Origin of the sequence: Variovorax sp. MHTC-1 (assembly GCF_003984645.1) — a bacterium.
Classification (GTDB): domain Bacteria; phylum Pseudomonadota; class Gammaproteobacteria; order Burkholderiales; family Burkholderiaceae_C; genus Variovorax.
In genome coordinates, this window is record NZ_RWKI01000038.1 from 1 (window position 1) to 21,418 (window position 21,418).

Sequence of the window (21,418 nt, forward strand, 5' to 3'; positions counted from 1 at the left end):
GCCGACTGTAGCCTGTCGCCGGCCCGCGGCTCCGAGCCCCTTGCGGTCCATGTCGCGGCTAACGGGCTGGCACGCGCACGGCGCAGGGCCGCGGGATTAGTCGCGATGCAGCGTGGAGATTCACGATTTTCAATCGGCTTTGCCACGGCATCATGGGGTGCGGCAATTGACGACATGCCAACATGCCTTCTTGACACGACAACGTGACATGATTACTCTGCTGTCATGGGCACCACCACGTACGAAAGCCCGCTCCGCGCAGAACAGATGGAGCAGACGCGCCTTCGGATACTGGAGGCGACGGCAGATGTGCTGGCGGACGAGGAGGTCAACGAGGTCACCGTTCCGCTTGTCGCCGTGCGCGCCCGCGTGTCGGTCCGTACCGTCTACCGGCACTTTCCGACCAAGGAGGCGCTCTTCGACGAGTTCGGTGAATGGGCGGAGGAGCACCTCCGGGTCGTCCTCCTTTCCTACCCAGACACGCTTGAGGGCGTCCGCGAGATGGCGCCTGCGCTCTATCGCATGTACGACGAGCGAGCGCCGCTGATCCGCGCCCTCCTATCGAAGCGCGGACAGGAGATCCGGGCCCGCACGCGGCGCCGGCGACTGGCGACGTTCGAGAAGGCGATGCGGGAGGTCACCGGCGGGCTCGGCCCGGCCGAGCGCCGACGCGTCCTTGCGGTGATCTACCTGCTCGTGAGCGCGCCCGCTTGGCAGGCGATGCGCGACCAGTGGGACCTCGAGGGCCAGGAGGCCGGCAAGGCCGCCGCCTGGGCCGTACGCGTGCTGACGGACGAACTTCGCCGCAATCCGGCAAGCATGAAGGAGGTTGGTAATGATGACACTCGTCGCTGAGCAGACCTTCGCCCCACCCGGTCCGGGATCGTGGTTCCTCGACCCGACTCACTGGACGCGGCCGGTGACCCGCTTCCACGCGGAGATCTTTCCCGACGCGTTCCAGCGCGGCTTCGGCGAGAGCCTCCGCCGCTACGGATCGTTGCTCGAGTACCTGGAGGCGGGCTTCGTCAACGGGTTCCCGTACTACTGCGCACGTCCCGTCGGCTCGCCGAGGGAGGCGGTCGGTCACCCTCCGAAAGAGGTGTGGGACGAGCTCGCGCGCAGTCACCCAATGATTCGGCGCCGGCTCGAGACGAGCGCGACCGTGTTCGAGCGCAAGCTCTGGCGTGAGGACCTCGAGCACTGGGACCGGGAGGTGAAGCCCGCGGCGATCCGGGCTCACCTCGCGCTGCTCGCGGTTGACCCGGCGGCGCTCGACACGCCTGCGCTCCTCGCATACATCGATCGCTGCCGCGAGAACCAGATCCATGGCGCGTACATCCATCACCTCTTCAACGTGCCGGCGCTCCTGCCTGTGGGCGACTTCCTCGTGCACGCGCAAGAGTGGACAGGCCGCTCGCCGGCCCAGTTACTCGGTCTCCTCCAGGGCGCGAACCCCGACCCGCTCGGTGCAGACGAGGAGCTCGAGCGACTGGTCGGCGCTCTCCGACGAGATACGGCGGCGACGGCCTTGCTCACGTCGGCCGGAGAGCCGGGCGAGGTGGTCGCCGCGCTTCGCTCGCTGTCCGGCGACACTGGCCGGCTCGCTTCGGCATACGTCGATCGTGTCGCCTACCGGCCGGTAAACGGCGAGGACGTGGGCGACCCGTCGGTGCACGAGCTTCCCGAGCTGATCGTCGGAGCGATCCGCACAGCATTCGATCGCCTCGAGACTCCACCGGCGAACGACCTGGACCGGAAGACCTCTGAGTTGCGCGACGCAGTGCCCGCTCGGCATCGCGATGCCTTCGACGCGCTGCTCGAGGAGGCTCGGGCGACCTACCGGCTACGCGACGAGCGGGGCATCTACGCCGACCTCTGGGCGATCGGGATTATGCGGCGCGCGATCCTGGCGGCCGGCCGCCGGCTTACGGCGGCGGGGCGGCTCGCCGATCCGGGCCATCTCGTCGAGGCCGGCTACGCGGAGCTGCGAAGCCTCGTCGAGTCCGGCGACGGCCCATCGGGCGAGGAACTGGCCGAGCGTGCGCGCTACCGGCTCAAGGCGCACTACGCGGATGCGCCGGCGTTTCTCGGCGGCGAGCCGGGCGATCCGCTGCCGCCCGAGTGGCTGCCGCCCTCGGCGGCAAGGCTGGAGCGCGCGATCGGTGCAGCCGTGCAGGCGATCTTCGCCGCGCCGAAGCCACGCACCGAGGAGCGAAAGGTTCACGGTCTCGGCGTCAGCCCGGGCGTGTACGAGGGCACCGCACGGGTGATTCGCGGCACTGAGGAGTTTGGTCGCATCGAGCGGGGCGACATCCTCGTCACGAACTCCACGACGACGGCATTCAACATCGTGCTGCCGCTCCTCGGCGCGATCGTGACCGACCGGGGTGGGCTGCTCTCGCATGCCGCGATCGTCGCGCGCGAGTACGGGCTGCCAGCAGTCGTCGGGTGCACCGATGCGACCTCCGTGCTCCTGGACGGTGCGAGGATCATCGTCGATGGCACCGCGGGCGAGGTCGAGCTCGTCGCATGATGGAAGCAGACGACGATGAAACCGGCAGCACTTACCGAGGAGCTCGAGGAAAGCCTGTTTGGCGGCAAGGCCGCGCAGCTAGCCGCGGCCACGCGTGCGGGCCTGCCCGTTCCCGCGGGTGTCGCGCTTCCGTACGGGTTCGTGGATGCACTCGCTGCTGACGAACGCGACGCGAGGCAGCGGCTGGCTGCAGTCTTTCGCACGCTCGGCGCCCCGCTCGTGGCGCGCTCGTCCGCAGTGGGCGAGGACTCCGAGCAGGCGAGCTTCGCAGGACAGCACCTGACGCAGCTGAACCTGCGCTCCGAGCCCGAACTCGTTGACGCCGTGTCCGCCATCTGGCGCTCGGCGCGCTCGCCTTCAGCGTTCGCGTACCGCGAGCGCCTTCGGCTGCCCCGCGAGCCGAGAATGGCCGTCGTCGTACAGGAACTCGTCGATGCGGACTCCGCCGGCGTGCTCTTCAGCCGTAACCCCGTCAACGGGTCGGACGAGATCGTGATCGAGGCGGCCTGGGGGCTCGGGGAGTCGGTCGTTGCCGGTCTCGTCATCCCAGATCGGTTCCGCTTGAGGCGTGACGGTGCCGTCGCCGAGCGAATCGCGGGACTGAAGGACGTCGCCATACGCACCGACCCGGAAGGCGGCACAAGCAGCACACACGTTTCCGAGGGGCTCACCCGCGTGCTCTGCCTCGACGATGCACAGCTCGCCGCGCTTCATGCGCTCGCGCTCCGCTGCGACGAGGTGTTTGGCGGGAGCCACGACATCGAGTGGGCGTTCGCCGGCGGCCGGCTCTACCTCCTGCAGCGGCGAGCGCTCACGGCGATCCTAAGTCCAGCTGCAGGCGACCACACGGACGAGCACGTGCGCTTGCCAAACTAGCAGACCCGAAACGACCGGCCGCTGTTGGCCGGGTGCAGCCTACCAGTACAAGGTCAGAACTGTAGCCTCCCCGATGAACCTTCCTTCCCAAACTCGTAACTCTTGACCCTCGGTGATGCGACGCTTCACGAGATCTCGGTTGAGGAATTTCACGGGAACGACGCGAGCCTCTCCAGGCTGAAGCGGCTTGATTTCGGAAAGGTCGAACCGCGCGTCAAAAAGATCACCATCGATGCTCAGCGGGCAACCCCACAAGCGGTGGAGGTCGGCTCCGCCCGCCCGCATCCGAGGGGAACAACCGCAGTTCGACGAGAGCATCAGGAGCCCAAAGCGCCACCACGTTCCTTTCAAAGTGTGGTCATTTCGTCGCCGCGAGTGACCGGAGCCAAGCAGATTCTGCACATCTGGCGAAGGTCCGCTCCTGGCGCATCCTGCCAGATGTCATACGCAGCTGCCGAGCGCGATTGCCGAGCAGCCATTCACCATGCATCACCTCGATGGACAAAAAGTGACGCCCGCGGCTTCACCGAGTTCCTTCTGAAGGAGAGCTGCTAGCTCGACGCCGAGCCCATCGTGACTCCTCCGTTTCTCCTCACATTCGAAGCCCGAGTCTGGTGGGTACCCCTCCGAAAACGTACTTTGGAAAGCTGCATCCCATTCCGCAATCCGCGAGAAGACACGCCGCCCCTGCGCCGGGCCCGACCGTCAGGGTGCGACGAAGGAGTCGCGCGCGAGCTTGCCGAGGTGCGGATGGTCGGTGAAGAATCCGTCCATACCGAGCTTGAGGAAGGCCTTGATCTGGCCGTCGAGCTTGCCGAAGGCCGCCGGGTCGGCGCCAGCGTCGAACTCGTTCGGCAGGAAGGCGTTCTCGGCGCGGAAGGTCCAGCCGTGCACGATCAGGCCGGCTGCGTGCGCGTCGCTGACGAAGCTCGTCGGCGTGCCGAGCGTGCCGGCTGCGGTGAGCGGAATCATCACGCTGGTGTTGGCGCCCACCCCGTTCGCGTAGCTGCGGATCTCGGCCAGGCCGGCGGGCTTGGCCAGATCGGCGTAGGTGCGCGGGTCGCCACTCGAGACGAAATCCCACGGCTTGCCGCTCGCGCTGATGAGCTGCACCAGCGGCACCTGCGTCATGCGGTTGAGCTTGCGCAGGTTCGCGGTCTCGAACGACTGGACGAACACCGGCGCCTGCGGCCCCACGTAGCCGTGGCGCGCCAGCGTGCGCACCAGCGGCTCCTCGAGCGGCAGGCCGATGCCCTGGAAGTAGCTCGGGTGCTTGGTCTCCGGATACACACCGATCGGCCGCCACGCCACCGGTCGGCCGCGCCCGGCGTGCACCTCGGCGCGGCGACGCTCGTTGGCCTGCGCGACGAGCTGCAGCACCTCGTCGAGCGTCGGCACCTCGAACATGCCGTCGAAGCGCGTGTTCGCGGTGCGCAGCGCGGGCAGTCGCTCGCGGGCGCGCAGCGTCTTCAGCTCGGCGAGCGTGAAGTCCTCGGTGAACCAGCCGATCACTGTCACGCCGTCGATCGTCTTCGAGGTCTTGCGCGATGCGAACTCGGGACGATCGACCACGTCGGTGGTGGCTTCGCGCACCGAGCCGTCGGCATTGAGGATCGCGATCGCGTTCTCGTGCCTGGCGACGAGCACGCCGTCCTTGGTGATCACGAGGTCGGGCTCGACGTAGTCGGCGCCTTGCTCGATGGCCATCCAGTAGGCAGCCAGCGTGTGCTCGGGCAGGTAGCCGCTGGCGCCGCGGTGGCCGATGACCAACGGCGGCGCCGGCGGGCGGGCGCCGTGCCGCTCACTTGGCTGGGCGCAGGCGGAGATCGAGACGAAGGCGAGAGTGGTCGCGGCGAGCAGCGACAGGAGCTTCATGTGCTAGTCCCATGGCAGGTGGAAAGCGCTAACCATAGGATCCGGCCGTGACTCCACCATGACGCCGCGTCGTCAGGAGCACGCCGCGACACGTTTCAGATCGGCGAGACCCCTCGAAGTCGCGGCCGATATGCGGTCCATGTCGAGGTGGTGGGCCGGCTAACTGACCGTGTGGCGCTCAGGCCGCTGTACCTGGGCAGCGCGTTGCTGCAGTACCGGTGCCGCCCTGTCCTCGTGGGCCGACGGCGAGTGACTGCTACCTCAGATGTCCAAGGTCCGCGTTGGGTCGAGAGCGGCGTCGAGCGGCTGCTTCTTGGCATCCACGTTGAATGGCGGGTGATGGCCGAATTCGGTCACCAAGGTGGTCCTTGCACCACGTGGCAACTTGGTGGCGCCCATTCGAAGCCGCGGACAGGTCCTCTCACGAGGTACTCGTGCCTCTGAAGAATAGACCGCGCGCGTTCTGGTCGCTGGGGGTCGTCAACGTCGTCTGCTTCGAGCAGTTGCACACGGTCTGCCTCACTGATAAGGCACCAGTACTGCCAGAAATCATCGTAGACATCTACTGAGTAGTAGAGGGCCTCGCTGCCACAGCCTGTGCACCGCGCAAGGCTCACGCTTTCGTGTTCATGCGGACCTGTAAGACGTCTCACCTCTTCGAATGGAGACTTCACTGGTACTCCGCTTGTAGATTGGCACGCGTAGCGGCGCTCACCGCCCTCGACGACTTGAGGCTTCTTCTTGAACAGGCCAAGCTTCATTTGATTCGGTATTGAATGTAGGCTTACAGATACGGATTCTGCCGCTTGGCCGACCGACTGCTCCTGGCCGATTGTTGCCCGTGGCGTGGTCAGTGCGCACACGCTCCTGAAACCCGCGATGACCGTGCGCGTCCGGGGAGCGCGGGCCCTAAAGCGGGCGCTGGCCGCGCCCCGCGCGCAGAAGGTGAGTTCGGGGGCTATTTCCGCGATAGCGGTCCGAAAATCCGCGCGTCAGAGCCGCTCGGCCGAACCGCAGTACAGTGTGGATGCCGCTATATGCCCAGCGATGTAGATTCGCGTGTCGCTTGCTGCAGGCAGCTGCGGCCAACGTGCGCTGGAGGTGTGTGATGACCGAAATGGTTGTACATGTTGAAGGTTCAACCCCCGAACAGCGGGCGCGCGGAGTGGCGGCCGCCCAGGAAGTGTTCAAAGGCGCCGGCGCAGACCCCTGGGACACTGCAAAGGCCCATTTCAAGCGAGCCGGTGAATGTCTTGCGCTGTCCGACGCCGAAGATTGCCTCTCGGAGGAGGAAGGGCGGTTGGCGCACCTCTTTGACGAGGCCGAAGAGGCTGCTCTGGCCGCATGCTGCGAGGAACGGGATGCAGTTCCCCCGGATTCGTACTTCCAACTGCTCAGACCACCCGGCGGATAACACTTTGGGTCCGGCGTGCCGTCCAAATTTCTGAGGTTGCCAGCGAGCCGGCTATTCCTGGCTCTATGGCCAGGTGGAGGTGAACTGGACGCCGTCGCGAAGGTGCAGCAGTCACTGCCTTGGCCCGCTACTGCGCGCCCGACGCCGCGAGAGAACATTCACATCACGCTGCACTTTATTGGGCAGATGCCTCGAGGCCGACTGCCGGAGCTCATCGGCGCGTTTGCCGTCGCCTCTCGACCGGTCGAGCTCACCTTTGACCGCATCGAGCTCTGGGGCCGAGGCCTCGTGGCGCTCACCGCGAGTCACACGCCCGCAGCGCTCTCCGACCTGCATGCGGCGCTGAGCGAAACGCTCGTTCGCAGCGGGCTGCCCGTGGATTCTCGGCCGTATCTTCCGCACATAACGCTTGCGCGCAACGCGGGCAGCTCTGCTTCATTCCTGATGCGAGCGCCTGAACCAATGGAGGTGAAGTGGCGCACCTCGGGTCACGTCTTTGTGGAGTCGGCGGGAGGCCGCTACAACGTCATCTCGCGCTACTAATGCGCAAGCTACGCGCGCTGAGCGCGCAGTCCTTCATCTGCACCTGAGGGCAAACTGACGGTCCCTCGCACGCTTGCGTTCGCCTCGGAGCCTCTCTTGTTCGTAGCCGCCAGTTTGGCCATTTATTAGCAGTTACCTGCCGTCCGACCTGCGCGGGGCGGATGTCGTTCGGGCATTTGGGACGGCGACCCAAAGCTAGAGGAGCTTGGCGAGCCGCGAGCCGCCTGGGTCGCTGTTTGGGGATTTATTGGCTCGGAACACGATATGCCTGCTCGCTCCGCAGTGTCTGGATGCGCACACCGCAGCGGAACCGAACGCCTGCCTGCTCAGCGCGCTGTGCCACGCCGGTCGTGAACTTGTGGACGTCGCCCGATTCGTCGGCGCTCGTGTAGGTGGCCCCTGCGAGGCGAGGCCGAATGTGCGCCATGGCATGTTCAAGCTGGACGACCTCATCAGGTCCGATGACCAATCCCGGTGTCACGGCGCAACTAAGAAGCGGCGCATCTTCTTTGCCCAACCACTTCAGCAGCTTCAGCGGCGCCGAGGGGTTCGCCCAAGGTTCGGCATGGCTCACCGAAATCTGCCCGCCATTGCCGAAACTGGTCTCGCGGGCCGGGCCTGCGTTGCGCTCCAGAACGGTGACTTCATGGGCGGCCTGCCGCAAATACCAGGCGCTCGCCACGCCGATGATGCCGGCCCCCAAAACGATCACGTGCATGGGAAATCTCCAAGAAAAGCAAAGGGCCGCACGACCTGCTGGTCCTGCGGCCCCCACTGTCCTTGTGCCTGAGAGATTCGCTAGCCTCCAACCCTGGAAGCAGCTTGCACCTTCGGCGGCCACTCGGGCGGGACGACCCACCCTGCGGCACTCTCCAGTTAGTTGATCATCTTCCAGTCTTCGACACCTCAGCGTTTCGGGGATACGACTTCGGTAGCAGCGTCCAAGCCTTAACGGCCGTAGCGCTGACTTCTTCTGAAAGTCGGCCCATGGCTCAGCGCTGCGGCGACTGATGGCTGTTGAACGCATCCGCTACGGCTGCGACTTTTCTGTTGTCATCATCAGCGCGCCGCCAGACCAGCGAAATGCGGCGGAAGGGTGTGGTGCGGCCCAGCCCGATTTCCTTCAATTCGTACGCCTGCAGCATCGGGCGGCGCGGCAGCGGCAAGACCGTTACGCCCATTCCTTCGGAGACCATCGAGACGATGGCATCGACCGAGCGCAGCTCCATGGTGCTTTGAATGTTGGGCTCCAAGCCGCGCACCTGTCTGGCTGCCGTCCTGCCACCAGCCAAGCTCATGTCGTAGGCAATCCAGCCGTAGGTGCGCAGCAGCACCCTCGGGTCTGACGATTTTGCGTCTGCAGGCGCAAGCATCACGTAGGGCTGCCGATAGACCTCGCGCCAGACCATCCGAGTGGAGCCCCCGTTGTCAGGGCGCACGAGTAGCGCGGCATCGATGCGTCCCGCCCGCAATTCAGTCAGCAGCTCGTCGGAGTCGTTCAGCGGCGGGATGCGCACGCTCAGCAAAGGGTGACGGGAGCGCAGCGTGCGAAGGGCGACCGGCAGAACATCGCTTTGCATGCTCGTGATGACGCCGAGGCGGAACAGGCCCTCCACTGTCATCGACGGCCGCGACCGCAGCGACTCCACCTTGGCGATGAAGTCCGTGGCCGCTCCCGCGAGCTCCAAGGCGAACGGTGTGGGTCTCACGGAACGTGTGCTGCGGTCGAACAGTGGCTGTCCGAAGAACTGCTCCAGCTGCTTGATCTGCAGGCTCACGGCGCTAGGCGTACACCCGACCGCCACACCCGCGGCCGTGAAATTTCCGTGCACCAGGATGGCGCGAAGGGTGTTCAGAGCCGAAAGATTCACGAGGATTTCTCAAAACTGAAATCACATCTTATCAATTCTCTTCACAGCGTGAACTGCATAAATTACTTCCACGGCGACGCGGCGTTTACGAACCAGTCACCAAACGCAACTAGTCAAGTCCATGAGCATCACCCCTTTTTCCAACACCGTCGATCTGCGTAGCGACACCGTCACGCTGCCGACCGAGTCGATGTACGACCGCATGCGCCAAGCGCCATTGGGCGACGATGGACTGGACGGCGACCCGACTGCCGTTGAGCTTGAGCAGTACACCGCCAAGCTCTTGGGCAAGCCCGCGGGGCTCTATGCGCCGAGCGCCACGATGGCCAACCTGCTGGCCATCCTGGCGCAAGCCAGCCGGCAGGACGTTGTCATCGCAGGCAGCGGTTCCCACATCTACACCGCCGAACGCGGCGCAGCAGCCATCACGGGGGCGTTCTACCAGCCCATCCCCGACCCTAAGGGCGCGCTTGACCTGGCCGCACTGCAGGCAACGCTTGCGTCCACGAAGGGAGGCCTGAAGGTCCGCCTCGTGTGTGTTGAAACATCGCACAACAACGAAGGTGGCGCGGTGGCTTCCCTGGACCACATGCGCCAGGTCTTCGAGTTGGCGCGCGCTGCGGACGCTCGCGTCCATTTGGACGGTGCGCGCCTGTTCAACGCGGCTCTCACGCTGAGCGTTCCTGCATCGAGCATTGCCGTGCAGGCCGACACGGTCTCTGTCTGTCTATCCAAGGGACTGAGCGCACCCATGGGCGCCGTTCTTGTCGGCCCTGTCGAGACTATCCAGCGTGCGCGCTGGCTGCGCAAGCTGCTGGGCGGAAGCCAGCGCCAGGTTGGCATTGCCGCGGCAGCAGGCCTGGAAGCACTGCAGTCGATGGTGGACCGCTTGTCGCAAGACCATGCCTGCGCACGGCTGTTGGCTGACGGGCTGGCCAGCGTTGCAACTTTGCGCATCAAGCACCCGCAGACCAACATCGTCCAGGTGGATGTGCTGGCGACGGGGCGCACTGCCCAGCAATGGGAGACCTCTCTGCGCAGTCAAGGTGTCCTGGTCCGCCCGTGGGGGCCCACCCTGATGCGGTGTGTCACCCATCGTCATGTCTCGGAAAGCGGCATCAGAACTGCCGTGGACGTCTTCAAAGCTGTTGCCGCCGAACGCGGCACCCACGTACGCGGCTGCTGAAAGCACGCGCCCCACCACCACCAAACGCACCACTCAGCCATGAACAAGGACATCAACTTCGCCAAACAACCGCCCAGCTACTACGCAGGCGACGAACTGCATGCCATCAAGCAGCAAAAGCTGCAGAAGGCACTGGAGAAGTCCGGCTTCGACGCATTCCTCTTCTTCAAGGCCGAGGCGGTCCGATGGGTGACCGACTTCTACGTCAAAGGCTTTCGCCCCTTCCTGGAGCCAGAGTACGTAGCTTTGGTCGTCAAAGGCCGGCCGCCTGTCGTTGGCTACATCTCCGGCAGCGACGACCTGCGCATCCGCTTCAAGTCGGACATCGAGGACGCTCGCCGGCTGCCCCACGTATCGAAGTGGCATGAGGTCATCGAAAAGATGCTCGCGGACTACGGCGTGAGCGAAGGACGCATCGCCACGGACATCATGCCGCACATGGTGTTCCAGGGGCTCACGAAGCGCTGCCCCGCGCTGCAGATTGGCGACGTCACGCCGATGTGGCTGCAGCTGACGGCAGTCAAGCACCCCATCGAGATCGAGCTCATCCGCAATTCGCTGCGTGTGGCCGACCTGGGAGCGCTGGCCGCCATTGACGCCATCCGGCCCGGAGTGACCGAGCAGTCGGTCTCTGCGGCCGCGGTGACCGCCATGCGCCGCGCAGGATCCGAGTTCGAGCCCTTCATCCCGCTGATCGCCTCCGGCGCGAACGCCTCGATGTTCGAGCGCATCGCAACCGAGAAGGTCATCAACTCCGGCGAGATGGTCATCCTGGACCTCGGCGCGGTCGTCAAAGGCTACACCGCCGACCTTGGCCGCACTGTCCTGTGCGGCGACGAGCCGACGGAAACGCAGCGGTCCATCTACAAGGCCACTTACCTTGCTCTGCAGGAGGCCAAGAAGATGATTCGCCCTGGTGTGACGGGCAAGGCCATCGATGCGCGCGCGCGTGAGGTCATCGCGGACAGCGGCTGGGGCGACTACACCTACACCGGCAATACGGGCCACCAACTCGGCTACGGACTGCACGGCGAGCCGCTCGTGGACCGCCGTGTCGACTTCGTGGTCGAGGAAAACATGGTGATGTGCCTGGAGCCACGCATCGTTCTGCCCGACCAGCCGCACGTGGGCGGCGCCCACTTGGAAGACGTGGTGGTGGTGACCGCAACCGGCTGCGAGCAACTCAACACCACGCCCTACGACGCACGTTTGCTGGGCTGATCCCCTTTAAGCCAACCGGGGAAGCAGCGAGAACCTGTCCCCGGTTGGGCGCCGTGACTTCGTCGCGGCCATGGGCGCAAGCCCGATCGCCGTGACAACTCCACTGTCGCGATGAAGGAATTCAAGAAGCGCTAGCGCTGAACAGGCAAGACCATGAAACCCATCTCGTCCACCATCGCCATTCTTTCGATCGTTGCGCTAGGGCTCGGCACCGCCGCACGGGCCCAGTCCTATCCGGACAAGCCGATCAAGATCATCTCGCCCAGTCCACCGGGCGGAGGGACCGACACCGCCACTCGGCTGTTGGCGGCCAAGGTGACCGAACTGGCACAGTGGAATTTCGTGGTTGAGACGCGCCCGGGCGCGGGCGGCAACATTGGCCTGGCTGCGGGCGCCACCGCGCCGGCCGACGGCTACACGTTGGTCATGGGTGAAACCAGCAACCTCACCGTCAACCAGTACCTCTACAAGTCGATGCCGGTGGATCCGGAAAAGCAGCTGGTCCCTGTCGCGCTGGTCGGCACTGGTCCACTGGTGCTGGTGGTGCAGGCCACCAGGCCCTATCGCAATCTCGGTGACGTCGTCGTAGCGTCCAAGCAGAACGGCCTGACCTACGCCTCATCCGGCAGCGGCACGGTTGGCCACCTGGTCAGTGAAAGCTTCAAGAAGCAAAGCGGAGCTTCATTGACCCATGTGCCTTACAAAGGTGCAGGCCCTGCCATGGCCGACATGCTGGGTGGACAGGTCGACGTGTACTTCTCCTCGCTGACCGCCGCGCTGCCGCTGATTCAGTCGGGCAAGCTTCGGGCGCTTGCCGTGACATCAGCCAAGCGTGTCGATGCGTTGCCGAGCGTGCCGACGCTCATTGAAGCGGGCTACCCGGGCCTGGACTACTACGTGTTCTACGGCGTTGTGGCACCGGCTCGCATATCGCCAGCTGTAGTGACGGCGCTCAACCGCGAATTCAACCGTGCTTTGCAGACCGCCGATCTGCAAAAGAGCCTGGCCGACCGCGGCGTCCTCATCCAGCCAGGCACGCCTGAAAGCTTCGGCGGGTTCTTGCAAAAGGAGCGCGCCAAGTGGCAAAAGATTGTTCGCGAGTCCGGTGCGACGGTGGACTGATCCACCCGTTCTCCCCCCGTGCGCAGCCGAGTCGCCCGGCTCGCTTGCCGACCAGGTGTGGCCGCCCGTCTGGCCTAGCCCAACTTGCGCAGCAACCTGAAGCCCGGCGTGGCTGGAAACCCTTGCTCTTGCGGACCGCCACGCCGGTCACCCATTCAACCAACCCTGGAGTTCTGAACATGCCCTGTCCTCAAATGTCCCGCCGCCTGTTCTCCTGTGCCCTCGGAATGACGGCTGCAAGCGTGGCACTACCTCGCATCGCCATTGCCCAGGGCGACAAGCCATTGCAGATCATCGTCGGCTACCCGCCAGGAGGCAGCACCGATGCCTTCGCGCGGCTGATCTCGGTTCCGCTGCAGCAGGTGATGAACCGGACTGTCGTGGTGCGCAATCAACCGGGCGCCGGTGGTCAGTTGGGTGCCAGTGCATTGCTTCGTGAGGGCCGTGACGGCTCGGCGGTGCTGGCGATCAACCAGCCGGACTTGAACCTTGCCATTGCCCGCGGAAACGCAGGGTTCAAGGGGACCGACTTTCGGGTCATGATGGCTGACCTGCACGAGCCGCGGGTCTTCCTCGTCAAGAATGACTCTGGCATCCGCGACTTCGTGGACTTTGTCAACCAGGCGAAGGCCAACCCCGGAAAGCTTTCCATCTCGGTGGCAGGCGGGACGGCTCAGGAGGTCCTGGCCAAGTGGCTCGTCGACACGCTGAAGATCGACGTTCTCGTCGTCAACTACAAGGGCGGCGCCGAAAGTGCCAACGCTCTTCTGGCAGGCGACGTCACCGCCAACTTGGGCGACGACTTCGTGCGCTCGGTGCTGCGCCCGAAGACAACGGCGCTCTTCATCGGCTCAGACCGCAAGAGCCCCCGATGGGACGAGGCGCAGACCCTGCAAAGCCAGCTCGCAAAGCTGGGCCACTCCATGCCGTCGCCCAACTTCCTCTCGCGCTACGGTGTTTACGTCGTGTCCGCCGAGTTCGTGAAGAAGAACCCGAGCGGCTACCAGGCACTGCAGGAGGCGTTCCTCAAGGCCAGGAGCGGGCCGGTCATGACGGACTACATCCAGAAGAACAACCTCACGGACATGTCGCTCGGTCTTCCAGGCGAGCAGTTCGAGAACGTGTTCAGCTCTGAGATGAGAGAGATCGAACGCATCAACAAGTAGACCCGTGACGGTAGCCGTCGCCGCATTGGAAGGCCTCGAGCCATTTGGCTGGCGCCATCCAACGCAGTCTGCCTCCGTCACTAGACAAATCCCACACGAGAAGAGCAACGTTCCTCAACCCACCGATCGAGAAATACCCATGAAAAAACAAATCCTTGGAACCATTGCGGCGCTGGCCGTCGGCCTTCCTCTCTGCGGTTGGGCCGCATGGCCGGAGAAGCCAATACGCATGGTGGTGCCCTACGCTGCCGGCGGGGGCGCCGACATCACCGCGCGCATCGTGACGCAGGAGATGAGCGCTGTGCTGGGCCAACCGATCGTCCTCGATTACAAGCCGGGCGCCGGAGGAGTGATCGGCGCCGACGCCGTTGCCAAGTCGGCCGCCGACGGCTACACCGTGCTGTACGACGCGTCAGCCTTCTCGGTTAACCCGTCGCTTTACAAGTTGCCGTTCGACGCCGCCAAGGATTTCATCCCAGTGTCACTGGTTGCCACGGCACCGCAAGTCCTGTTGGTGCCTGCCGCTGCGCCATATAAGACGGTGCCCGAAATGCTTGACTTCGCGCGCAAGAATCCCGGCGCGCTCAACTTCGCATCGGCCGGATCCGGCACCGGTTCGCACCTGGCCGCAGAAGCGTTCAACCAGCAGGCCAAGCTCAACCTGATGCATGTGCCGTACAAGGGCGGTGCGCCTGCGATCACCGACCTGATGGGCGAGCGGGTGTCGATGTACTTCAGCAATGTGGCCTTCAGCCTGAGCTACATCAAGGGCGGCAAGGTGCGGGCCATTGGCGTCACTTCTACCAAGCGTCTGGCGTTGCTACCCGAGATCCCCACGCTGGCTGAACAGGGTCTGCCGGGCTTCAATACGTCGGAATGGAACGGCGTGTTCCTGCCCAAGGGCACACCGCCTGACGTCGTGCAGCGACTGGGCAAGGCTCTTCAATCGGCGTTGAACGACCCGAAGGTCAAGGAAAAGCTGTTGCAACTAGGCCTGCAGCCAGGCAGCACTACGCCCGAAGAGTTCTCCAGGTTCGTGCAGGACGAAACAAGTCGGGCCAATGCTCTGGTGAAGGCGCGGAACATCAAAGTAGATTGAGCGTTGCGACGGACTGGCGATGCATTCATCCACCCCCTTACGCGCGAACGATGGCCGAACTTGGCGATCCTGAGTGCGAGGCGTCTTTCATAACAAGCAGTCACTTGACATCAACTCAATCATGGCCACACAGTTGTTGGTTCCGCCTCACGCCTGCGATTCACATCTTCACGTCTTCGATCCTCGGTTCCGAGAAATCCTGCCTGCAGACGACATGGGCGCGATTTCGTGCACTGCGTCTGCTTATGCAAGGGTGCAACAGGCACTGAAGGTCGATCGCGCCGTAGTGGTCACGCCCAGAAATTACGACACGGACAACGCCGTCACCCTGGACGCAATCGCCCAAATCGGCGTTGACCGCGCAAGGGGTGTCGCGGTGTTACGTCCGGACGTAGATGATTCCACGCTTGTCCGACTCAACGCGCAGGGCATTCGTGGCGTCCGTTTCACCCTCTACACGCCAGAGCACGCGCCGACCTCGTTCGACATGATCGAGCCAATTGCGGCGCGGATCAAAGATCTTGGCTGGCACGTGCAGCTCCATTGGACCGCCGATCAGGTCGTTGCGCATGAGGAACTGCTTGACCGGCTCCCAGTGGACATCGTGTTTGATCATCTGGGCAGGCTGCCTGTTGCGCGTGGGCTCGATCACCCTGCCGCGGCGATCATCGAAAGGTTGATGCGCGACGGTCGCGCATGGATGAAACTTTCGGCTCCATACCTGGATTCGCTCGTCGGCAGCGATGGGGCTTACGCGGATGTGGATCGCGCAGCCAGGCATTGGATAAAGGTCGCGCCCGGGCGTGTGGTCTGGGGAAGCGACTGGCCCCATACCTCGTTGAAACAACCACCAGACACAACTCTCTTAATGGAGAAGCTCTTTTCGTGGGTCGAGGATCAGGCCTCGCTAGACCGAATCCTTGTATCGAATCCCGCACGTCTCTATTGGGGCACGGCTTGAAGATTTTGATGGTCGAGATGGCTACTCGAAACGGTTCAGGTCGCGGTCTCATTCGAAGGGCACCGATGTCTTTCAAACGAAGTTTGGTCCCTGCCACTTCTCGGATCTGCCTCGACCCATTCGCATGTCGCCATAAACTGCCCGAGCGGCCGCCGACACCGAGACCCTTGGCATGCAGAGTTCGCCTCCGGCGATCATGCAGGATGTGTTCGAACTGGCAGGGCTGGATGCGCCTGTGGGTGCTCTTTGCCGGGGGATGCGCTGTCTTCAAACACGTTCCGCGCTTGCGGCGGAGCCAGTGTGATGCCGATCACGGTACAGTTGGAATCGGAGCGGGCCCAGGTTCGCCCGCCGTGCATGCGCGCAATGGCCGCGACGATGGCCAGGCCCAGGCCGAAGTTCGCGCCGTGGCGGGTGCGCGAAACGTCGGCGCGGTAAAGCCGGTCGAACAAGCGGGGAAGGTCCGCCGGGGCGACCTGCGGACCTACGTTGCGCACCCCGAGTTGCGGAACCTCATCCTGCGTTTCGAGCAGCACCGTCACCACGGTGCCCGGGCTCGCGTAGCGCATGGCATTGCCCAGCAGGTTCGCCAACGCCCGTAGCAACAGCGGTTCGTCCACTGCGAGCACCAAGTCACCCTGCACCTCGATCGTCAATTGACGCTCGCTGGCCACGGGTTCGTGGTAGTCGAGCATGTCCTGGATCAGCGCTCGAAGGCTCGTTGCTCGGCCAAGGCGTGCCGTGTCTCCCCCGTCGGCACGCGCAAGAAAAAGCATGTCGTTGATCAGCGTGCCGATGCGCCGCAGCGTTTCGAGATTCGAGACCAGCGTGCCAGTCAGTTCTTCCACGCCACGCGGCCGGGACAACGCCAGCTCCGTCTTGCCGATCAAGGTGGTCAGCGGCGTACGCAGCTCGTGCGCCACATCGGCATTGAAGGCCTCCAACTGCTCCCGGCTCGAACGCAGGCGGGACATCAGTTGGTTGAAGTTCGCCACCAGCGGCGAGAGTTCGTTGCTGGATGGTTCCAGCGCCAGGTGGCCCGGCATGGCGCTCCTGCTCATTGCCTCCGTCTGGGCGGCCAAGCGGTCCAAAGGGCGAAGCCCATGGCGAACCGCAAGCATGGACAAGGCCCCCGCCAGGGCCGCACCGATGAGCGTGGCCAAAGCCAGCATTTCGCGCAGCGAGCGCGCCAACTGGACGTCCTGCGCCACGTCGATCGTGAAGCTGCCGTGCAGCACGGGGGCGCCGGCCTGCGCCGAACGCAGGCTGAAGCTGCGCGTACGCTGGTGGACGGAGAGCTGGTGCGGCTCGGCTAGTGGGTCCGCATAGAACACGTTGCCGTCGGCATCGAACAGTTCCAGGCGGGTGCCCGGACGCCTGGCGGCGTTGTTCTGCAATAGCGTGGCAAAGCGGTCGTCACCCGGGCGCAGCAGGAGCAGCGAGGTTTCGGTGAGCTTGTTCACCTTAAGCGTCAACAGACGCTCCTGCGCTCTCACCTGATGCGCAGACATTGCGAAATAAACGCACACTGACATGAGGCCCAGCAAGGCAGCTGTCAGCAGCACCAGCCGCAACGAGAGGGCAGAGACGATGGAGGAGGGTGCTGTCTTGCGCGCAAGTTCCGGCTCGGGCCGCTGCTCAACTGCGATCTTCGAGTACATAACCTACTCCCCGTACGGTATGGATCAGCCTCAGGGGAAAAGCATCGTCGATTTTTGCGCGCAAGCGCCGGACCATGACTTCCACCATGTTGGATTCCGTGTCGAAGTGGATATTCCAGACCCGCTCCGCCAGCGTGGTGCGCGTGACCACTTGCCCCCTGCGGCGGATCAGTAGCGAAAGAAGCTGGAACTCCTTGGGACTCAGTTCGATGCGTTTTCCTTCCCGTCGGACGGAATGTGCGACGAAGTCCACATCGAGATCGGCCACGCTCAGCAGGTTCTGCTCGACCAAGGCGGAATTGCCCCGCCGGATCAGGGCGACCACGCGGGCTTGCAACTCCGAAAAGGCGAACGGCTTGACCAGGTAGTCGTCGGCACCCGCGCTAAGGCCTTTGACGCGGTCGTCCACGCGGTCGCGGGCCGTGAGCATGAGCACCGGCGTGTTGCCATGTTCGCGGATTCCCTTGAGCACCGCGAAGCCATCGAGCCCCGGAAGCATGAGATCGAGCAGCACCACGGCGTAGCTTGCCGCCAGCGCCATCGCGCGGCCCTCCGGACCGGTCTGCGCCACGTCGACGGCATAGCCGCTCTCAGTCAGGCTCTGGCGCAGGTAGTCCGCCACACCCGCGTCGTCTTCAATCACCAGCAGTCTGTGCATCGCGCATTTCCGTCGTAGCCGTGCATTGTCCGGCAGCCCTGCATGGCGCCGGATTACGAAACTGTAATCAAAGCGTGATGCGGCGGTTACCTGGAATTGAAAGTATCGCTCCAGGTTCAAGCCGGCGCGTGCTACCGGTGTCGGTGCCGGTACGCACGACGGCTGCAGATCTATCCAATGCCAGGAGCATCCACTGTGCAACTTTCTTCGCCGATCTCGCTTTCCTTCGGCCGTCGCCGCTTTCTCCGCCAGAGCATAGGCATTGGCGCGGCCGCCGGGCTGCCCTGGGGCCTCGCCGATGCCCAGCCGATGCCTGGCGGCACGGTGGTGCCGCGCTTCACCACGGCCGCCCCCGGCATCCTGACCAAGCGCGTCGAGCGCACCGGGGACGTACTGCCGGCACTGGGGCTGGGCACGTTCCTCACCTTCGACCTTCTTCCCGGCGCGCCGCGCAGCCACCTGGCGGAGGTCGCACGGCGCTATTGGGACGCCGGTGTGCGTGTGCTCGACACATCTCCGCTCTACGGCAGTGCCGAGACGACGGTCGGTGATTTCGTCAACGCCACGGGCAACAGCGACCAACTCTTCATCGCCAACAAGCTGTGGGTCACCGGCGAATTCCTGGCGGACGAGGGCCATGCTTTGAAGAGCCTGCGCGAATCGCAGTTGCGGTTGTGGCGAAGCAGCTTCGATGTGATGCAGTGCCACAGCCTTGTCAATGTCGATGTGGCCGTTCCGCTCATGAATATCTGGAAGAAAGAAGGTTTCACTCGTCTGGTGGGAGTGACGCACCACGAGAACGACTACCACGAGGTACTGGCCAGGTGGGTTCAGCGAAACGTGGTCGACTTCGTGCAGGTCAACTATTCGATCGCCAACCGCAATGCGGAGCGCACCGTGCTCGCTGCCGCGCAGCAGCGCGGCGTGTCGGTTCTGGTGAACATGGCCATGGAAAAGGGGCGGTTGCACAAGGCGATCGGCCACAACCCGCTGCCGGACTTCGCACGCGAGCTTGGGATCCAGAGCTGGGCTCAGTACTTCCTGAAGTTCGTCATGTCACATCCGGCGGTCACCTGCTGTCTGAGCTCGACGGCCAATCCGGACCATGCCGAGGACAACCTCGCCGCGCTGCGCGGCCCCGTTCCGGACGCCGCGATGCGCGAGCGCATGGCGCGCCACGTCGAAGGGCTGCCGGGCTTCAGCCAAATCGCGTCGCTCCCGTGGTACCCCGACAAACAGCAGCAATACCAGGGCCTGATCCGGCGCGCGCAGGCCGCACAGCGCGCACGCACCTGAATACGGCCGGTCCTCCATTCATCCACATCCACAAGGAGCAACTAAAAATGCAACGCAGAGACTTCCTGGTCGCCGGCAGCGGCGCCGCAGCCACCCTCGCCATTGGCCGTCTGGCCCAGGCCCAGCCCGGCGCTGCAGAGCTTCCCGCAGCCTTGACCGAACGCGGCTCCGTCATGCCTACGCGTGGCCGCATCGTGCGCAACAGCTTGCCGGTCAACGAGGGCGCGGGCGAACTGCGCTATCGCACGCCGTTTCGCTTCGGCATGGGAGGCACGCAGATCGGCAACATCTTCGAGGCCATCAGCGATGCGCAGGCGCAGTCCGTATTGCAGGCAGCCTGGGACGCCGGTGTGCGTTACTTCGATACCTCGCCCTTCTACGGCTACGGCCTGAGCGAGTACCGGCTTGGCCAATTTCTGCGCAGCAAGCCTGCGGACAGCTACATCATTTCCACCAAAGTCGGCCGCGTGCTCAAGGCGTCGAAAGGTCCCTTGCCGAATGCGGCGCTCTGGGCGTCTCCGGCACCTTTTGCGTACGCCTACGACTTCACCGCCGCGGGCGCGCGCCGTTCCATCGAAGACAGTCTCCAGCGCTTGGGCATTCCCAAGATCGACATCGTGTTTATCCACGATCTTTCCCCGGACAATTCCGAACTCGACAAGCCTTGGCAGGCGTACTTCTCGATTGCGGCCAAAGGTGCGATGGCCGAGCTGACTCGCATGCGCGAAGAAGGCTCGATCCGCGCCTGGGGCTTTGGCATCAATACGCCCAATGCGGCAGTGCTAGCCGCTGAATCGGATGTGCCGACGCCGGACATCGTGCTGCTCGCCTGCCAGTATTCGATACTCGATCACCAGGGCACGCTGGAGCGCACCTTCCCCGCGCTGCAGAAGAAGGGCATCTCGGTCGTGGTCGGCACGCCGCTGAACGACGGCTTTCTCGGTGGGCGCACCCGCTATCACTTCAGCGACCAGATTCCTGCCGGTGCGATGGAAAAACGGGCGCGCATCATGGCGGTGGCCGACCGCTTCGGCATCGACGTGCGCACCGCTGCGCTCCAGTTCGCGGCGGCGCCTTCCATCGTCTCCGCCGTGATACCGGGCGCACGCGCGCCGGGCCAAGTGCGCGCGAATGCCGATTCGATGAAGGTCTCGATTGACGCCGAGTTCTGGGCCACGCTCCAGCGCGAGGGTCTGATCGCGCGCTCGGCGCCGCTGCCGGCCTGAACTGGTGGGGATGTGACGGCCCGATATGACAAGAGCTTCGATATGGACTCGCCGCTGACCCGGACTCTATGAAGAATGTCGCCGACTACTTCGTCAAACACGCAAGCGCGAGCAGACTGAGCGCGCACTCGCTAGGCTCTTGCGCTGGGGCGGTCCCGGCGTGCTCGCGGCAACCCGGCATCCAGCAGTGCTAGGAGCGTTCGCTTTGCAAACTCCCGAATAAGGACATGGGGTTCGCCGGTGAATGGGAGGCCGAGCAAGAAATCAGCATGCGGCGCAACGATATCTGGGCGATTCTTTGCAGCGCGAGACAAACCCGATCAGCAGCCATAGGCGTGCGTGCAACTCATAGAAGTGCAAGCGGGAATAATGAAAGGCGCTGGCTGGTGTTCCGCTCGCTAACGCGACGAGATGGCCAAGGGTTCTTTGGTGTCCAAGCACACACAGCGCACGGACCACATGCGCGGCTTCCCAGCGCAAACTTGCCCTTGGGGCTGCAAGGCAGCCCCAGATGTAACCAGCCAATGAGCCATTCATATCAGCAGGTGGGGTGAACTTCTGCGACCACGGCCCATCGCCATCTTTTTCCTCTCTAGGTTGCTGAAACTCAACCTCGCAATCGAGGGGATGGACCGATAGACCGAAGTCAGCTTCGGAGGAGCTCGAATGTCGGCTCAGGGCCTGCGGATTCAACCGGTCGATGCAACACA

Annotated in this window: 18 protein-coding genes, 1 pseudogene and 1 riboswitch; of the genes and pseudogenes, 13 read left to right on the forward strand and 6 right to left on the reverse strand. The window is 64.1% G+C overall.

Annotated elements, in window-relative coordinates; translation table 11 throughout:
- Positions 1-225 precede the first annotated feature (225 nt).
- Genes EJI01_RS27215 through EJI01_RS27225 form a run of 3 tightly spaced genes read left to right on the forward strand, consistent with a single transcriptional unit; the run spans position 226 to position 3,409 of the window.
- Positions 226-855 (forward strand): TetR/AcrR family transcriptional regulator, encoded by a 630-nt coding sequence (locus EJI01_RS27215; protein ID WP_126840232.1) that lies wholly within the window; start codon positions 226-228, stop codon positions 853-855.
- Positions 836-2,533 carry a PEP-utilizing enzyme gene (locus tag EJI01_RS27220; protein WP_126840233.1) on the forward strand — a complete coding sequence of 566 codons (1,698 nt, stop codon included), beginning with the start codon at positions 836-838 and terminating at the stop codon, positions 2,531-2,533. The genes EJI01_RS27215 and EJI01_RS27220 overlap by 20 nt, the downstream gene beginning before the upstream one ends.
- Positions 2,534-2,548: 15 nt before the next feature.
- The gene (locus EJI01_RS27225) at positions 2,549-3,409 is read left to right on the forward strand and encodes a PEP/pyruvate-binding domain-containing protein (protein WP_126840234.1); all 861 of its coding nucleotides are present in this window, start codon (positions 2,549-2,551) and stop codon (positions 3,407-3,409) included.
- Positions 3,410-4,114: 705 nt separating this feature from the next.
- Here EJI01_RS27225 and EJI01_RS27230 read toward each other — a convergent pair.
- Positions 4,115-5,284 (reverse strand): glycerophosphodiester phosphodiesterase, encoded by a 1,170-nt coding sequence (locus tag EJI01_RS27230; protein WP_126840235.1) that lies wholly within the window; start codon positions 5,282-5,284, stop codon positions 4,115-4,117.
- Between the two features lie 1,108 nt (positions 5,285-6,392).
- Here EJI01_RS27230 and EJI01_RS27235 point away from each other — a divergent pair.
- Both EJI01_RS27235 and thpR read left to right on the forward strand, forming a co-directional pair.
- Positions 6,393-6,698 (forward strand): hypothetical protein, encoded by a 306-nt coding sequence (locus tag EJI01_RS27235; protein ID WP_126840236.1) that lies wholly within the window; start codon positions 6,393-6,395, stop codon positions 6,696-6,698.
- Positions 6,699-6,713: 15 nt separating this feature from the next.
- Positions 6,714-7,241, forward strand: a complete 528-nt coding sequence (thpR, locus tag EJI01_RS27240) for an RNA 2',3'-cyclic phosphodiesterase (protein ID WP_126840237.1) — start codon at positions 6,714-6,716, stop codon at positions 7,239-7,241.
- 277 nt (positions 7,242-7,518) lie between these two features.
- Here thpR and EJI01_RS27245 read toward each other — a convergent pair.
- Positions 7,519-7,959: pseudogene (locus EJI01_RS27245) on the reverse strand (FAD-dependent oxidoreductase); the annotation flags it as partial.
- Between the two features lie 46 nt (positions 7,960-8,005).
- Positions 8,006-8,127: riboswitch (glycine riboswitch) on the reverse strand.
- A 106-nt stretch (positions 8,128-8,233) separates the two neighbouring features.
- Complete coding sequence (locus tag EJI01_RS27250) at positions 8,234-9,112, reverse strand: LysR family transcriptional regulator (protein WP_126840239.1); 879 nt, start codon at positions 9,110-9,112, stop codon at positions 8,234-8,236.
- Positions 9,113-9,233: 121 nt separating this feature from the next.
- Between EJI01_RS27250 and EJI01_RS27255 the strand changes: the two genes are divergently transcribed.
- The 6 genes from EJI01_RS27255 (at position 9,234) to EJI01_RS27280 (ending at position 15,867) form a co-directional block, all read left to right on the forward strand.
- Positions 9,234-10,298: a threonine aldolase family protein gene (locus EJI01_RS27255; RefSeq protein ID WP_126840240.1), complete on the forward strand. Its 1,065-nt coding sequence runs from the start codon at positions 9,234-9,236 to the stop codon at positions 10,296-10,298.
- A gap of 39 nt (positions 10,299-10,337) precedes the next feature.
- On the forward strand, positions 10,338-11,519 hold the full coding sequence (locus EJI01_RS27260; protein WP_126840241.1) for a M24 family metallopeptidase: 1,182 nt from the start codon (positions 10,338-10,340) through the stop codon (positions 11,517-11,519).
- A 153-nt stretch (positions 11,520-11,672) separates the two neighbouring features.
- A complete protein-coding gene (locus tag EJI01_RS27265; protein ID WP_126840242.1) occupies positions 11,673-12,641 on the forward strand; it encodes a Bug family tripartite tricarboxylate transporter substrate binding protein in 969 nt (322 codons plus the stop codon).
- 194 nt (positions 12,642-12,835) lie between these two features.
- Positions 12,836-13,807 (forward strand): Bug family tripartite tricarboxylate transporter substrate binding protein, encoded by a 972-nt coding sequence (locus EJI01_RS27270; protein WP_185879083.1) that lies wholly within the window; start codon positions 12,836-12,838, stop codon positions 13,805-13,807.
- Between the two features lie 139 nt (positions 13,808-13,946).
- On the forward strand, positions 13,947-14,906 hold the full coding sequence (locus EJI01_RS27275) for a Bug family tripartite tricarboxylate transporter substrate binding protein (RefSeq protein WP_126840244.1): 960 nt from the start codon (positions 13,947-13,949) through the stop codon (positions 14,904-14,906).
- A gap of 121 nt (positions 14,907-15,027) precedes the next feature.
- Positions 15,028-15,867 carry an amidohydrolase family protein gene (locus EJI01_RS27280; RefSeq protein WP_126840245.1) on the forward strand — a complete coding sequence of 280 codons (840 nt, stop codon included), beginning with the start codon at positions 15,028-15,030 and terminating at the stop codon, positions 15,865-15,867.
- Between the two features lie 194 nt (positions 15,868-16,061).
- On the opposite strand, the gene EJI01_RS27285 is transcribed toward EJI01_RS27280, so the two are convergent.
- Together EJI01_RS27285 and EJI01_RS27290 are read right to left on the reverse strand one after the other, a co-directional pair.
- A complete protein-coding gene (locus EJI01_RS27285; RefSeq protein WP_126840246.1) occupies positions 16,062-17,528 on the reverse strand; it encodes a heavy metal sensor histidine kinase in 1,467 nt (488 codons plus the stop codon).
- Positions 17,506-18,186, reverse strand: coding sequence for a heavy metal response regulator transcription factor (locus EJI01_RS27290; protein WP_126840247.1), 681 nt, complete (start codon positions 18,184-18,186; stop codon positions 17,506-17,508). The genes EJI01_RS27285 and EJI01_RS27290 overlap by 23 nt, the downstream gene beginning before the upstream one ends.
- Positions 18,187-18,282: 96 nt before the next feature.
- Here EJI01_RS27290 and EJI01_RS27295 point away from each other — a divergent pair, with 96 nt between their 5' ends.
- Complete coding sequence (locus tag EJI01_RS27295) at positions 18,283-19,482, forward strand: aldo/keto reductase (RefSeq protein WP_221885729.1); 1,200 nt, start codon at positions 18,283-18,285, stop codon at positions 19,480-19,482.
- A gap of 47 nt (positions 19,483-19,529) precedes the next feature.
- Complete coding sequence (locus tag EJI01_RS27300) at positions 19,530-20,708, forward strand: aldo/keto reductase (protein WP_126840248.1); 1,179 nt, start codon at positions 19,530-19,532, stop codon at positions 20,706-20,708.
- Positions 20,709-20,972: 264 nt separating this feature from the next.
- Here the strand turns inward: EJI01_RS27300 and EJI01_RS29130 are convergent.
- Positions 20,973-21,418: hypothetical protein (locus EJI01_RS29130; RefSeq protein ID WP_221885730.1), on the reverse strand; the 446-nt coding region annotated here is incomplete at its 5' end.